At 69.4% G+C, this 12,457-nt stretch carries 15 protein-coding genes and 1 pseudogene; 6 read left to right on the top strand and 10 right to left on the bottom strand.

Features of this window, described 5'->3' with window-relative positions; genetic code table 11:
• The 3 genes and pseudogenes from ACQRWP_RS08295 to ACQRWP_RS08285 all read right to left on the bottom strand — a co-directional run.
• On the bottom strand, positions 1 to 648 hold the full coding sequence (locus ACQRWP_RS08295; protein WP_430501551.1) for a hypothetical protein: 648 nt from the start codon (positions 646 to 648) through the stop codon (positions 1 to 3).
• 126 nt (positions 649 to 774) lie between these two features.
• On the bottom strand, positions 775 to 1,479 hold the full coding sequence (locus ACQRWP_RS08290; RefSeq protein ID WP_430503157.1) for a S1 family peptidase: 705 nt from the start codon (positions 1,477 to 1,479) through the stop codon (positions 775 to 777).
• 3 nt (positions 1,480 to 1,482) lie between these two features.
• Positions 1,483 to 2,061 (bottom strand): annotated as a pseudogene (locus ACQRWP_RS08285) (snapalysin family zinc-dependent metalloprotease); the annotation flags it as partial.
• Positions 2,062 to 2,197: 136 nt separating this feature from the next.
• Between ACQRWP_RS08285 and ACQRWP_RS08280 the strand changes: the two are divergent.
• Complete coding sequence (locus tag ACQRWP_RS08280; RefSeq protein WP_430501550.1) at positions 2,198 to 2,761, top strand: AMIN-like domain-containing (lipo)protein; 564 nt, start codon at positions 2,198 to 2,200, stop codon at positions 2,759 to 2,761.
• A gap of 60 nt (positions 2,762 to 2,821) precedes the next feature.
• On the opposite strand, the gene ACQRWP_RS08275 is transcribed toward ACQRWP_RS08280, so the two are convergent.
• Positions 2,822 to 3,799, bottom strand: coding sequence for a GlxA family transcriptional regulator (locus ACQRWP_RS08275; protein WP_430501549.1), 978 nt, complete (start codon positions 3,797 to 3,799; stop codon positions 2,822 to 2,824).
• A gap of 48 nt (positions 3,800 to 3,847) precedes the next feature.
• Positions 3,848 to 5,050 carry an RNA-guided endonuclease InsQ/TnpB family protein gene (locus ACQRWP_RS08270; RefSeq protein ID WP_430501548.1) on the bottom strand — a complete coding sequence of 401 codons (1,203 nt, stop codon included), beginning with the start codon at positions 5,048 to 5,050 and terminating at the stop codon, positions 3,848 to 3,850.
• Positions 5,051 to 5,071: 21 nt separating this feature from the next.
• Between ACQRWP_RS08270 and tnpA the strand changes: the two genes are divergently transcribed.
• Both tnpA and ACQRWP_RS08260 read left to right on the top strand, forming a co-directional pair.
• The gene (gene tnpA / locus ACQRWP_RS08265) at positions 5,072 to 5,293 is read left to right on the top strand and encodes an IS200/IS605 family transposase (RefSeq protein WP_430501547.1); all 222 of its coding nucleotides are present in this window, start codon (positions 5,072 to 5,074) and stop codon (positions 5,291 to 5,293) included.
• A 118-nt stretch (positions 5,294 to 5,411) separates the two neighbouring features.
• Positions 5,412 to 6,276 (top strand): IS5 family transposase gene (locus ACQRWP_RS08260; RefSeq protein ID WP_430503156.1). Its coding sequence is split into 2 segments (ribosomal slippage): positions 5,412 to 5,746 and positions 5,745 to 6,276, totalling 867 coding nucleotides; the frame shifts between segments, so codons are not numbered across the junction.
• Between the two features lie 13 nt (positions 6,277 to 6,289).
• On the opposite strand, the gene ACQRWP_RS08255 is transcribed toward ACQRWP_RS08260, so the two are convergent.
• Positions 6,290 to 6,637, bottom strand: coding sequence for a hypothetical protein (locus ACQRWP_RS08255; protein WP_430501546.1), 348 nt, complete (start codon positions 6,635 to 6,637; stop codon positions 6,290 to 6,292).
• A gap of 215 nt (positions 6,638 to 6,852) precedes the next feature.
• Between ACQRWP_RS08255 and ACQRWP_RS08250 the strand changes: the two genes are divergently transcribed.
• From ACQRWP_RS08250 to ACQRWP_RS08240, 3 genes are all read left to right on the top strand, one after another.
• On the top strand, positions 6,853 to 7,491 hold the full coding sequence (locus tag ACQRWP_RS08250) for an HD domain-containing protein (RefSeq protein WP_430501545.1): 639 nt from the start codon (positions 6,853 to 6,855) through the stop codon (positions 7,489 to 7,491).
• Between the two features lie 10 nt (positions 7,492 to 7,501).
• On the top strand, positions 7,502 to 8,452 hold the full coding sequence (locus ACQRWP_RS08245) for an NADP-dependent oxidoreductase (protein ID WP_430501544.1): 951 nt from the start codon (positions 7,502 to 7,504) through the stop codon (positions 8,450 to 8,452).
• A 111-nt stretch (positions 8,453 to 8,563) separates the two neighbouring features.
• Positions 8,564 to 9,838, top strand: coding sequence for a nucleotide disphospho-sugar-binding domain-containing protein (locus ACQRWP_RS08240; RefSeq protein WP_430501543.1), 1,275 nt, complete (start codon positions 8,564 to 8,566; stop codon positions 9,836 to 9,838).
• Here the strand turns inward: ACQRWP_RS08240 and ACQRWP_RS08235 are convergent.
• Genes ACQRWP_RS08235 through ACQRWP_RS08220 form a run of 4 tightly spaced genes read right to left on the bottom strand, consistent with a single transcriptional unit; the run spans position 9,814 to position 12,415 of the window.
• Positions 9,814 to 10,392, bottom strand: a complete 579-nt coding sequence (locus tag ACQRWP_RS08235) for a dihydrofolate reductase family protein (protein ID WP_430501542.1) — start codon at positions 10,390 to 10,392, stop codon at positions 9,814 to 9,816. The genes ACQRWP_RS08240 and ACQRWP_RS08235 overlap by 25 nt on opposite strands.
• Positions 10,389 to 11,588 (bottom strand): RNA polymerase sigma factor, encoded by a 1,200-nt coding sequence (locus ACQRWP_RS08230; protein WP_430501541.1) that lies wholly within the window; start codon positions 11,586 to 11,588, stop codon positions 10,389 to 10,391. The genes ACQRWP_RS08235 and ACQRWP_RS08230 overlap by 4 nt, the downstream gene beginning before the upstream one ends.
• Before the next feature lie 20 nt (positions 11,589 to 11,608).
• Positions 11,609 to 11,962 (bottom strand): YciI family protein, encoded by a 354-nt coding sequence (locus ACQRWP_RS08225; RefSeq protein ID WP_430501540.1) that lies wholly within the window; start codon positions 11,960 to 11,962, stop codon positions 11,609 to 11,611.
• A 39-nt stretch (positions 11,963 to 12,001) separates the two neighbouring features.
• Positions 12,002 to 12,415 carry a DUF6069 family protein gene (locus ACQRWP_RS08220; protein WP_430501539.1) on the bottom strand — a complete coding sequence of 138 codons (414 nt, stop codon included), beginning with the start codon at positions 12,413 to 12,415 and terminating at the stop codon, positions 12,002 to 12,004.
• Positions 12,416 to 12,457: the final 42 nt, after the last annotated feature.

Genomic DNA, 12,457 nt, shown 5'->3' with positions numbered 1-12,457 from the left:
TCAGGTTCGTCGGCGGCGCTCCTGTTCGAGTCGCTCGTCCTGCCGGCCCATCTCGTAGATGGCGTTGAGGCTGGTCGGCAATCGGCTGACATTCTCCGGCACCGGGCCGGGATCCGGTGCCGGCCCGGATTCCGGTACGGGACCGGGGTCGGGTGCGGCGGCGGGGACCGGGGCCCGGCGGCGCAGGAGCAGCAGACCCAGCACCGCGAGGACCGCCACGACCAGCAGGTATGACACGGGTGGCCAGGCATCCCGGGTGGGGTTGGCGAGCGCCGGCGGGGCGGTCGGTGCGGGGGTGTCGCCGTCGCGCCAGGGCACGGTGGCCTCGCGGGTGCCGGTGCCCTCCCCAGCGGTGCGGCGATCGGGGGCTGCGGGTGCGGGAGCACTGCCCGCCGACCCGGTGGGCCTGGGGATCGCGATGGGTTCCACCGGGCTGGGCTGGCCGGCGACCGGTGGGCGACTCGGCGTGGCCGCCCCGGTGGGGGTGACGCTCGGCGTCGGAGCGACACTCGGCGTGTCGCCGCCGAGCAGGTCGTCGACGATCTGGCCGACGCCGCCGACGATGTCACCGAGCGGATTCGAGGTGGCCGACGGGGACGGCGCGGGCGCGAGGGCGAGGGTCAGCGCGATGACGACGACGGTAGGCATGACGCCACCTCCGATGTGCCGGATATGCCACGCACCGTACCGCATCGTGGGATCGCGTGGGTGACACCGGCACACCGGGGCGGGGGCGCGTCTGGCGCTCGCCCCCGCCCGCGATGTCGATGATGGTCAGACCGGCAGGCCACCCACCTGAGTGGAGATCCACGAGCGGATCGACGGCAGGTCGACGTAGATGGACGGGCCGGTGGCGCAGGTGGAGTTGTTGTTGCCGGCCCGACTCGTGGCGCCGATCAGGTTCCACACTCCGTTGACCCGGCGCACCTGCGGCCCACCCGAGTCGCCGTAGCAGGCGCCGGAGTTGCCGTTGGTGTTGTTGGTGCAGATCTCGTACGGGCCGTTGATGCCGGAGCACCGGCTGTCGGCCACGATGGACGTGTCGAGTTCGTTTGCCACGGCCGGAGCCGAACCACAGCCCCGCGGGGCGCAGGTCTGGCCCCAGCCGATGATCCGGGTGGCGGTGCCGACCGCGCCGGAGGTGCTCGGGATCGGGGCCGGCGCGTACGTGACCGAGCTGGCCAGTTGCAGCAGCTTGACGTCGACGCTCGGGTGGTTGACCGCACGGGTCACCCGCACCACGGTCCCGCCGCTGGAACGGTTGATGCTGCCCACGCGCACCGAGGACGGCGTCGAACAGTGCTTGGCGGTGACCGCCCAGTTGCCCTTGATCAGCGTGCCGGTGCAGCCGGAGACGTACACCATGAAGGGGTAGTTCTCCGTTGCAGGCCGGCCGCCGACCACCAACGGCTCGATGTCGGAGGCGCCGTTCCAGGTGTACGTCGTGCTGGCCGGCGCGGCCAGGGTGCCGGCGAACAGCGAGTTCACCCGGCTCGCCTCGGCAGCGCTGGGGTTAGCGTTGCGGCAGGAGACCGGTGCGCTGCTGCCGGACATCAGGTCGGAGCAGAGGCCGGTGCGCCGGTCCGGCAGGCCCAGGATGTGGCCGACTTCGTGGGTGGCGATGCGGGTGCGGTCGTAGCCCTGGTTGACGGCCGTGCGGCCCATCCAGATCCGGCCCGAGCCGAGGCCGGTCGGCTGCGCGCGGGGCCAGCCGTCGTCGACGTAGATGGTGATGCTGGCCGGGGTTCCGGGCAGAAGTCGGACGGTGCTGACCCGGCTGTTCCAGATCTGCGCCGCCTGGTCGAAGTTGGTGCGGAACTCGCCGGTCCGGCTCGCGTCGTAGTAGACGGTCCGGACGGCGGCGGCCGGCGTACCGGTGGCGAGCTGCACCCCGGCCGCCGCCAGGATCGCCACCAGCATGGCCAGCGCCGCGCGTCTCAGTTGTCCTCGGAACATCGGGTACTCCCCTGCGGTCGTCCGGCGGCCGTCGGCCACCGGGTCATCGATGCACGTAGATATTAATGTGACGGCGATCGATGTTCGGCATAGCGGAAGCGTCATACCGGCGACGTGGCGGCTGTTACCCCGCGGTTACGCCGCGGCGAAGCGCCTGTGCCGGGGCAGGACGACGGTGGCGGCAGAGGGTCACCGGCAGCGCCGCCACCTTGTGGCCCCGACTCTCGAACGGAGAACCACGATGAGGATCAAGAGCGCACTGACCGCGTTGGCGGTCGTTCTCGCCGGGCTGATCGCCAGCGCCGGCAGCAGCACCGCCGCGGGCACCACGACCGCAGCGGCGTACTGCGGGATCACCTGGGGCAGCGCGGAGAAGACGGCCGGCGCGCTGAGCGACGCCCCGCTGGTCGACGTACGGACCGGCCGGCACGACTGCTACGACCGGGTCGTGTTCGAGTTCAACGGCCCGGTGGACGGTTACGCGATCGGCTACGGCGAGACGTGGACCGAGGGCGAAGGGCTGGCGCTGTCGCCGTACACCGCCGGCGGCGCGCTGCTGCGGGTCTCGCTGCGGGCCCCGGCGTACGACGACGACCACCTGGGCACCGTGCCCTACGCGGTCGGTGAGCACGTGGCGAACCTGCTGCGCTACCCGACGCTGCGCGACGTGGTCTTCGGCGGCAGCTTCGAGGGCTACAGCACCTTCGCCGTCGGCGTACGGGCGCGGTTGCCGTTCCGGGTGCTGGTGCTCGCCGGCCCCGGCACCCACAGCCGGGTGGTGCTCGACGTCGCCCACCAGTGGTGATCGGAGCCGGCCGATCCGCTTGGCCATCCGCCCAGTTCGGGCGGATGGCCGAGCGAGGCACTAACCCGGCTGGGCGCGGCGAGCCGTACCGAACCGGCGTTGGTAGGCGGCGGGGCTGATCGACAGCTTCCGGGCGAAGACCCGTCGCATGCTCTCGTAGCTGGGGAACCCGGCGAGGGTCGCGGCCTGCGTCGCGGTGTGGCCCTGGTCGAGCAACGCCCTCGCCATGTCGAAGCGGATGTTCTCCACGTAGCGGGCCGGGGTGGTGGACAACTCGTCGTGGAAGAGTCGGGTGAGCTGCCGGGTGCTCACGTTGAGGTGTTTGGCGAGTTCGGTGAGCGAGTGCCCTCCGCGGGGGTTCGCCGTCACCACGTCGGTGATTGTCCGCAGCGCCGCCGACCGGGGCGGCGGTCCCTGCAACGGCGCGGAGAACTGGGACTGGCCGCCCGCCCGCTGCATGTACACCACCAGGGCGCGTGCGACGTCGCGCGCCAGGTCGGGCCCGTGGTCCTCTTCGACGAGCGCGAGCGCCAGGTCGATACCGGCCGTCACCCCTGCCGAGGTGTACGTGGTGCCGTCGCGAACGTAGATCGCGTCCGGCTCGACGCGGCACGCTGGATACCGGGCCGCAAGCTCGTGCGCAACCTGCCAGTGCGTGGTCGCACGCTTCCCATCGAGGACACCAGCGGCGGCGAGGACGAACGCCCCCGTGCAGATCGAAGCGACCCTTCCCGCCACCGCCACCGGTACGCGTACGGCATCGGCCAGGTCGGCGGGCACCCGGGTGCGCGGATAGTGGTCGGACCCGGCCACCAGTAGCGTGTCGAAGGCGGGCTCGGCAGAAACGGCACCGTCGACGGCCATCCGAACCCCGAGGCTCGACGTGACATCCGCCCCGGTCGGCGACAGCAGCACGATCCGGTAGTCGGCGCCGAAGCGGTTCGCCTCCTTGAACACCTCCGCCGGACCGGCGACATCCAACAACGTCACCCCGTCGTAGACGAAGATCGCGACGCGATGCGGACCGGTGTTCAGCACCGCTCATTGTTGACGCCCTCTCCGCCTTGAGGGGCGGAGATTCCGGTCTTATACCCCCGAAGGGGCACGCTCCCGGCGGGTTACCGTTTCCCTGCGCGGTGCCGGCACGGGTGTCGGTCTTACCTGCGCTCCACGGTCGTTGAGGTCCGCCCGTCCGGCGGCCCTGATGTTCTTGGCGGCGTTCACGTCTCGGTCGTGCAGGCTGCCGCATGGGCAGCCCCACGTCCGGACGTTGAGCGCCATCTTGTCGTTGATCCGGCCGCAGTCCGAGCACATGCGGGTCGACGGGAAGAACCGATCTACCCGGGCGAAGGTGCGCCCGTGCCGGGCGGCCTTGTACTGCAGCATGGCCGCGAACTGCGACCACCCAGCGTCGTGCACCGACTTCGCCAACCGTGTCCGGGCGAGACCGCTCACGCACAGGTCCTCGACGAACACCGCTTGGTTGTCACGGATGATCTGCGTCGAAAGCTTGTGCTGCCAGTCCCGCCGGGTGTCGGCCACCTTCGCGTGCGCGCGGGCGACCTTCCGGACGGCCTTCTTGCGGTTGTTGCTGCCCCGCTGCTTGCGGGACAAGCCCTGCTGCAACCGGCGCAGCTTGCGGGCTGCACGGCGCAGGAACTTCGGCGCGCTCACCTTCGTCCCGTCGGACATGACCGCGAAGTGCGTCAACCCCAGGTCGATGCCGACCTCCGAGTCCAGCTCGGGCAACGGCTGGTCGGCGGTCTGCACCACGAACGAGGCGAAGTGCCGACCGGCGGCGTCTCGGACCACCGTCACCGAAGTCGGCGCAGCCGGCAGCTCCCGCGACCAACGGACTTCCAGATCGCCGATCTTCGGCAGCCGCAGTCGACCGTTGTCGAGGACCTTGAACCGGGCGTTGGCGGTGAACCGGACGGCCTGCCGGCTGTCCTTGCGGGACCGGAACCGGGGAGCGGCGACCTTGCGACCCTTGCGCTTGCCCGACAGCGAGGCGAAAAAGTTGCGGTAGGCCTTGTTCAGGTCCGCGAGGGCCTGCTGCAACACCACCGATGACACCTCGCCCAGCCACGCCCGCTCCGGGGTCAACTTGGCCACGGTAACCCGCTTGGACAGCTCGGCGTCCGTCGGATACGGCAGGCCAGCCTCGTGTGCTTCCTGTCGCACGCGCAGCCCGTCGTTGAACACCACCCGCGCACACCCGAACGCCTTCGCCAGCGCCTCACGCTGGGCGCCATCCGGGTAGAGCCGGTAGTTGTACCGAAGCTGCACGGGATCGAATCTAACTGGCCTATGGCTGGCCTCGGAGACATCCGCACCGGTACACACTGCACTTTCGCGTTACACGCCCACTTGGTCTTCGTGACCAAGTACCGGCACCGAGTCCTCTCTGACCAACACCTCAACCGGATGGAGGACATCATGCGGACGGTGTGCGCCGACTTCGACACCGAGTTGGTCGAGTTCAACGGCGAGGACAACCACGTTCACCTACTACAGAACCGTCCGACCTAGGGCACGATCGGGCCTTGACGGCCCTCCCACGCGGGCTTTCACCACCGCCCTGAAGGGCGGTGCACTAGGGCGTGTCCTGTCGATCTTGTAGTGGTTGGTCGTTGACGATGTTCCGGTGGTGCGTCGTGGTGAGCTGACCGATGAGGCGTGGGTTGTGATCGCGCCGCTGCTGCCGGAGCCGGGTGGTGCGCGGGGGCGGTGGCGGGATCACCGTCAGGTCATCAACGGGATTTTGTGGAAGCTGCGCACGGGTGCGCCGTGGCGTGACCTGCCGGAGCGCTTCGGGCCGTGGAAGACCTGCCATGAGCGGCTGCGCCGCTGGACGGCGGACGGCACGTGGGATCGGATCCTGGCTGCGGCGCAGGTGCATGACGACGGCACACCGGTGCAGTGGACGATCAGTATCGACTCGTCGATCGTGCGGGCGCACCAGCATGCCGCTGGCGCCCGTAAAAGGGGGCTCCCCGGCAAGTGCGGCGACGCCTGGTGCGCAAGATGGTGAGGCCATCGGCCGGTCCCGTGGAGGGCTGAGCACGAAGATCCACCTGGCCGTCGATGGACGCGGCCGGCCGTTGTCGATCCTGCTCACTCCAGGTCAGGCCGGCGACAACCCGCAGCTTCTGGCGTTGCTCGACGCGATCCGCGTTAACGAGCCCGGGCCCGGCCGGCCACGCAAGCGTCCCGAGGTGCTGATCGCGGACAAGGGCTACGCGCATGACTCGACTCGTCGAGCCCTGCGGCAGCGAGGAATCCGGCACGTCATCCCGGAGCGCACCGACCAAGTCGCCCGCCGAGCGGCCAGAGGCAGCGTCGGCGGGCGACCGCCAGCCTTCGACAAGGTGATCTACAAGAAGCGCAACGTCGTGGAACGCTGCTTCAACCGGTTCAAACAATGGCGCGACCTCGCTACCCGCTACGCCAAACGCGCATCGCTCTACCGGTCCAGTCTGATCCTCATCGCCGCCATCATCTGGCTCCGGTAATCGGCAGCAACAGCTAGTTGCCGCGAACCTCGCCCGAGTCAGGCAGGTCGAGGTACGCCAGCAGCCGCAAGAGCCCGCTCATGTGCGCGAGGTCGTGCCACAGCGATACAACGTCCTCCGGATCTCGCTGGAGGAGGCTGGACAGCTCTGCGAGATCGTCGCTGCTCTGCCCGCAGTCGATCTCCAGCTCGGGCCGCGGGACCATCGCGAATGCCGCGCGAAGATCGACGTTCCAGTAGTAGTCGACGCTGAGCTGTGACAGCTGGATTTGAGGACCGAACCGACTCTCCGCCGCGTCCAACAGCATCGAGCACGCTCGGCGCAAATCCGCGATCCTCAGCACCGCATCAGCATCGGTCACGCCTCATGATCCCTCGGGGTGACGTCACCTGACCAGTCGATTCAAGGTCGACAGGACAGGCCCTAGCCCGCATTTCGGTAGCACGCCATTACCGGCCGTGAACCGTGTCCGGATATGAGGGATTCCTGGCCGGACGAGGGCGGCGGCGTACGACGATCGCTAGGCAGCATGGAGGACGTCAGCACGTCCGCACACTGCCGGAAAGGTCGGAGGACATGTCAGAGGTCATCGGGGGGCTGGAGATTCCTGAGACGGCGGCGGTAGCCGAAGCAACCAGGCACATCCAGGAAACGACCAGACCAGTCATCTTCCACCACTCCCGCCGCGTCTTCCTCTTCGGTCTGATTCACGCTCGCCGGCTTGGCGTGAAACCGGACCCGGAGCTGCTCTATCTGGCGGCCATGTTCCACGACTCCGGCCTCCTGACCCCGTTCGCCGACGGCGAGCAGCGCTTCGAGATCGATGGCGCCGACCACGCGCGCGCGTTCCTTCTGGGCCGGGGCTTCTCGACTGCCGCCGCCGAAACCGTGTGGACGGCGATCGCGCTGCACACCTCGCCGGGCATTCCCGACCGGATGGGCCCGGAGATCGCGACCACGTACCTCGGTGTCCTGACCGATGTGCTCGGCCTCGGTCTGGACGGGCTGGAACACGATCAGCTGGCCGACATCCTCGCCGCTCATCCACGAGGGGACTTCAAGAACGAGTTCCTGCGCGCCCACGTCGACGGGCTGAAGAACCGCCCCGAGACCACGAACGGCACCGTGAACTCCGACATCCTCGAACACTTCATTCCCGGCTTCCAGCGCGTGACGACGGTCGAACGCATCGTCGGTTCGCCCTGGCCGAGTTGATTGGACGTCCATGCGAGCGATCACCGTACGCGACCGTGACGCGGGTGTCGGCGGTCTCACCCTGACCGATATGCCGTACCCCCATGCCGCGGAGAACGACGTCGTCGTGCGCGTCCACGCCGCCGGCTTCACCCCCGGTGAACTCGATTGGCCGGGGACGTGGACCGATCGTGCCGGCCGCGACCGGACACCCAGCATCCCCGGCCACGAGTTGTCCGGAGTCGTGGTCGAACTCGGGTACGGAACCACCGGCCTCACCGTGGGCCAGCGGGTGTTCGGACTGACCGACTGGACGCGCAACGGATCCCTGGCCGAATACACCGCGGTGGAGGCTCGCAACCTCGCTCCGCTCGCGGCCGACATCGACCACACCGTGGCAGCAGCGCTGCCCATCTCCGGACTGACCGCCTGGCAGGGCCTGTTCGACCACGCCCACCTCGCGACTGGCCAGACCGTCCTCATTCATGGTGCCGCGGGCGGCGTCGGCTCGATCGCCGTTCAACTCGCCCGGGAGGTGGGCGCCCACGTGATCGGCACCGGCCGAGCCGACGACCGTGATCTCGCGCTCAATCTCGGCGCGCAGACCTTCGTCGACCTGGACGCCGACGACCTGCACCAGCTCGGCGAGGTGGACGTGGTGCTCGACGTCATCGGTGGCGACATCCTCCAGCGATCGACCGACCTGGTACGCCCGGGCGGCACCGTCGTCACCATCGCCATGCCGCCGACCGTCCAGCCGAAGGACGGGCGAGCCATCTTCTTCGTTGTCGAGCCTGATCGCGCCCGGCTGATCGACCTCGCCCAACGCCTGCGGACCGGACGGCTCAAACCCATCGTCGGCGGCGTCCGACCGCTGCACGAAACGGCCTCGGCTTTCGCCCGTCACCACCGCGCGCCGGGCAAGACGATCATCCAGATCGCGGACGGACAAGCACCGCGGCACCCGGGCAGCAACAGGTGACTCGCGCGGGTGCCGACAGGCCGGGCTGCCGTTCCGGTTCGGCAACCACGTCGACAAGAGGAGACGCGAATGGCCAAGGTGATAGTTGGATCGACCCCTTTTCAGGGTCACGTGAGCCCGGTCCTCACGGTCGCGGCGGACCTGGTCGGGCGTGGTCACGAGGTGGTCGTGTACACCGGCTCCCGGTTCGAGGAGCGCGCTCTGGCGATCGGGGCGCGGTTCCAGGCGCTACCTCCGGAAGCCGACCTCGACGACCGGAGGTTGGACGCCCTCTTTCCGACGCGAGCCACACTGCCGCCAGGGCCAGCCCAGCTGTCGTTCGACTTCGAGAACTTCTTCCTGGGCCACCTGCCCGCCCAGCTGCAGGGTCTGCGGGCACTGCTGGCCGAGTTCCCCGCGGACGTGGTGCTGGGTGAGCTCGGATTCTGGTCGATACCGGCGCTCAGCCTCGCCAAGGCGCCGGAGGAACGCCCGACGCTCGTGACGCTGGGCTCGGTCCCCCTGGTGATCCAGAGCGAGGACACCCCGGCTTTCGGCCCCGGAATACTGCCGACGTCGGGCGAGGAGGCACGCGCCCGCAACCGAGCGATGAACGCCGAGGCGCGCCAGGTCTTCGCCGCTCTGCAGACATTCGGCGAGGCAACGCTGAAGGAGTTGGGCGTGACGCTGCCGGACTACCTTTTCGACGCGCCCTTCCGCCGTACGGACCACTACCTGCAGCTGACCGTGCCCGGCTTCGAGTACCCCCGCAGCGATCTTCCGGCGCACCTGCGCTTCGTCGGTACGCTTCCTCCTTCCCGCAGTGACGACTACGAGGAGCCGGCCTGGTGGCCTGAGCTGTCGTCCGGCCAACCGGTGGTGGTCGTCACCCAGGGAACTGTCGCCAACAACGATCTGAACGACCTGGTCATCCCCACAGTGCGGGCCCTTGCCGATCTCGACGTCCTCGTCGTCGCCGCCACCGCACGGGACGACGGCCCAGCCCTGGTACGCCAGGCCCTGCACGACGTGCCGGACAACGTGCGGCTGGCCAGCTTCGTACCGTTCGACCGGCTGCTTCCGCACGCCGACGCACTGGTCACCAACGGCGGTTACGGCGGGGTGCAGACCGCCCTGTACCACGGAGTGCCGTTGGTGGTCGCCGGTGCCAGTGAGGACAAGCCGGAGGTGGCCGCCCGCGTCGAGTGGACCGGCACCGGGGTCAACCTGCGCACCAGCACGCCGGGGATCATCGAGTTGCGCGCCGCGGTGCAGACGGTGCTGAACGACCCCGGCTACCGCTCCCAGGCGCAGGTCTTGGCCAAGGAGATTGGCCAGTACGACCCGTTCGACGCGATCGCCGACATCATCGCCGGGACGGCTCAGACGTGCAGGGTGGGTCGATAGACGAGCTCCTGGGTACGGCCGTCGAGGGTCCGGCTCTCGATCAACTCCAGGTCGAAGTCGGCCGCTCCCTGGAAGATCGGCTCGGTGCCGGTCTGTCCGGTGACCACCGGGAAGATCGTCACCTGGACGAGGTCGACCAGCCCGGCGGCCATCAGCGCCCGGTTCAACGACAGGCTGCCGTGCGATCGCAGGGGCACGGCGGACTCCTCCTTGAGCCGGGCGACGACGTCGACGGCGTCGCCGGGCACGACTGTCGCGTCCGGCCAGTCGAGGGGGCCTTCCAGCGTGTTCGACACCACCGTCGCCGGGAGGTTCCTCATCTGGGTCACCCAGGCGTCGCGGACCTCGGACTCCTCCGTGCTCGCGGCCAGCATCTGCGCGAACACCCGGTACGTGTTGGCCCCGAACACCATGCGCTGCTCCGCGCTGTACACGGACAGGCGGTGCGCGAGCAGTTCTGGGCCCTGCTTACCCCAGTACCCGCCCCAGTTTCCACTGGTGGTGCCGAAGCCGTCGAGGCTGGAAAAGACGTCGACGGTGTAGGTAGCGGTCATGATGCTCTCCATTCACGGGTGAGTTCGGTGCGACGGGTCTCCAGGTACGCCCGCTCGGTCTCGTTGGTGGCCAGTGCCGCGGCCTGGTCGTAGGCGGCTCGGGCCTCGTCGTCGCGTCCGAGCCGGGCCAGTAGTTCGGCTCGGGTGGCAGGCAGCCGGTGGTAGCCCGGGAGGTCGACGTCCTCCAGCGCGGCGAGGGCCACCGCCGGTCCGTGCACCTCGGCGACGGCGACCGCACGGTTGAGCGCCACGACCGGGGTTGGCGCGAGCGCGAGGAGCTGGTCGTACAGTGCCAGGACCTGGGGCCAGTCGGTGGCGGCGCCGTCGGTGTGCACAGCGCTGATCGCGGCCTGGATCTGGTACGGGCCGGGCCGGTTGCGGCGTAGGCAACGGCGGACCAGGTCATGGCCCTCGGCGATGAGCGGCCGGTTCCACAGTGACCGGTTCTGGTCGGCCAGCAGCACCAGTTCGCCGGTCGGGCCGAGCCGGGCGGGGCGGCGCGCCTCGGTCAGCAGCAGCAGGGCGAGCAGGCCCAGGACCTCGGGCTCGTCGGGCATCAACGCGGCGAGTTCGCGGGCGAGCCGGATCGCCTCGGCGCACAGGTCCGTTCTGATCAGCGGGCCGGCGGTGGACGCGTAGCCCTCGTTGAACATCAGGTAGAGCACGGCGAGGACGGGCGGCAGCCGGTCCGGCAGCTCATGTTCGGCCGGTACCCGGTACGGGATTGCGGCGTCACGGATCTTCTTCTTGGCGCGCACGATCCGCTGGGCGACGGTCGCCTCCTGGACCAGGTAGGCCCGGGCGATCTCCGGTACTTCGAGGCCACCCAGCAGACGCAGGGTGAGCGCCGTCCGCGCCTCCGGAGCGAGCGCGGGGTGACAGCAGGTGAAGATGAGTCGCAGCTGGTCGTCCCGCACCGGTCCCACCTCCGGGGGCTCATCCTGGTGATACAGCAGCAGGGCCTGGGCGTGCCGAGCCTCGCGGGTCGACTCCCGGCGAAGCCGGTCGACGGCACGGTTGCGTGCCGTGGTCACGATCCAGGCGCCCGGGTTCGGCGGTAGGGTCTGCCACTTCTGCAGCGCCGTGGTGAAGGCATCCTGGACGGCCTCCTCGGCGAGGTTGATGTCACCGAGGAGGCGGGCCAGGGTGGCGACGCAGCGGCCGTACTCCGCGCGGTAGATGCTCGCCAGGTCCATGTCGGGAAACCGGCTCCTGGTCAGGCCTGGGACAGGTCGTCGAAGGGACGCACCTCGACCGGTCCGCAGGCCGCCGCGCACCTCTCGGCCCAGGCCAGCGCCGCGTCCAGGTCCGCGCACTTGATGACCCAGAACCCGGCGATGTGCTCCTTCGTCTCGGCGAACGGCCCATCGCTCATGGCGGTGGTGCCGTTCTCGACCCGGACGACGGTGGCGCTGTCCGGCGAGGTGAGTCCCCCGCCGAAGACCCAGGCGCCGGCGGCCTGCATGTCGTCGTTGATCCGGCCCGTCTCCTTGAACATGGTCTGCGTCTCCTCGTCCGACGGCGTCGGTGCGCCCTCGACGAAGTGCACGGACAGCAGGTACTGCTTCATGACGATCCTCCGGTAGCTCGATGGTGGGATGGGTACAGGTCAGGCGGCCAGGCGGCGCGCGACAGCGGGGATCACGATCGCGGCCGCGACCAGGTGGGTGAGCATCAGCAGCGCCTTGGTGGCCACCCCGGCGTCGGCGATCACGTCGGGCACCAGGGACAGGACCGTCAGCACCACAGTCGTGCGGACGAACGTGAGCCGGGGGCGCCGGGCGAAACGCGCCAGCGACGCGGCGATGATCACGCCGATCAGCGAGAAGACGACGGTCAGCACGCCGAACCCCGACACGGGGATCGGCGCGTCGCCCAACTCGAGGCTGACCCCGGCCAGGTGTCCGGCGGCGGCGACGGCCATGGTGGCGACGCTCGCCGCGACCGTGGCGGCGACACCGGTCCGGATCAACGCACCGATGTTCGACGTGGTGGCGCGGGTCGTGTTCGCAGTGGCGGTCATCGTGCCCTCCAGTGGGTGTGCAGCCCGTTGCGATGCCGGGCT

The organism is Micromonospora trifolii (assembly GCF_050516465.1).
GTDB lineage: Bacteria > Actinomycetota > Actinomycetes > Mycobacteriales > Micromonosporaceae > Micromonospora > Micromonospora trifolii.
This window is presented reverse-complemented; position numbering and strand designations above follow the sequence as displayed.